The sequence below is a fragment of the Mesorhizobium sp. P2_E6 genome, from assembly GCF_056403835.1.
Window position 1 is genome coordinate 1 of sequence record NZ_JBFUEQ010000040.1, and the last position, 1,156, is coordinate 1,156.

Sequence of the window (1,156 nt, forward strand, 5' to 3'; positions counted from 1 at the left end):
CGCCATCGAACGAGCCGACGTCGCCGCCGCCGATGTCGTAACGGACATAGCCGCCGATGCGCAGGCAGGTTTCGGTGCCGGGGATGTAGAAGTAGCCAATGCGCAGGCAGGTTTCGGTGCCGGGGATGTAGAAGTAGCCAGCGCCGTAGACGTCGCAGATCTTGACGTATTCAGCGGGCTCCGGCTCGGCGACGACGACGGCGTCGGCGGCGCGCGCACCGGAAACTGCGAGCAGAGCCGCAGCGGAGCCGAGGAGAAGGCTCTTGATGTTCATTTTCTGACCTCCAGTCAAAAGTTAAAAAACGGGTCTGGGTATTCTTTGCTGAAGGACAGCGTTCCCTGCCCCATCCCCACTACCGAAAAAGATGCGCACCGCGCCGCTCCTTCGAATTCGACATTACCCATGAGACGGCGGCGTTCAACCACGATCGTACCGGCGAAAGGGCTGTTCGGCTGCTATCCCCTGGCGTTGTTGCACAAATGACACGATTTGGCCTCACTCAGAAAGCTCTCGTTAACCATTGGGGCCGCGGCAACCGCTTGTTTCCAGCCGAATCCGACAATCGGCCGACGGAATCATGGCAAGGCGCCGAGTCGCCAGCCAGGAAACTGCCGCAGAACCGCCGCATCGAAGGAAAGCCGCAGCTCGGTGCGTTCTTATTTTTCCATATAATGACGCGGGCTTGTTGATTGTGCCGGCGCTTTTCTTTATCCAGCGGCGCAACGGAGAGGTGGCCGAGTGGTCGAAGGCGCTCCCCTGCTAAGGGAGTAGAGGTCAAAAGCTTCTCGTGGGTTCGAATCCCATCCTCTCCGCCATCTCTGCCTGCCTCGAAGGCGGCCAATCAAAAATCATCCTATTAAATCAGATAGATAGGCAGGCAATCCGTTGCCGTCGGAACGCAACTCCGTGCCAAAAATGCACTGAAGGCAACGCTGTTTTGTTCGATTCTGACTGGAGGTCAGAAAATGAACATCAAGAGCCTTCTCCTCGGCTCCGCTGCGGCTCTGCTCGCAGTTTCCGGTGCGCGCGCCGCCGACGCCGTCGTCGTCGCCGAGCCGGAGCCCGCTGAATACGTCAAGATCTGCGACGTCTACGGCGCTGGCTACTTCTACATCCCCGGCACCGAAACCTGCCTGCGCATCGGCGGCTATGTCC

General features: G+C 59.2%; 2 protein-coding genes and 1 tRNA gene. 2 read left to right on the forward strand and 1 reads right to left on the reverse strand.

Going from position 1 to position 1,156, the window contains the following annotated elements; genetic code table 11:
* Window positions 1-274: porin (locus tag AC1D08_RS33650; RefSeq protein WP_477425348.1), on the reverse strand; the 274-nt coding region annotated here is incomplete at its 3' end.
* 451 nt (window positions 275-725) lie between these two features.
* Here AC1D08_RS33650 and AC1D08_RS33655 point away from each other — a divergent pair.
* A tRNA-Ser gene (locus AC1D08_RS33655) sits at window positions 726-816 on the forward strand.
* Window positions 817-966: 150 nt separating this feature from the next.
* Window positions 967-1,156, forward strand: a 190-nt coding sequence (locus AC1D08_RS33660; protein WP_477418438.1) for a porin, incomplete at its 3' end; no start/stop codon positions are given.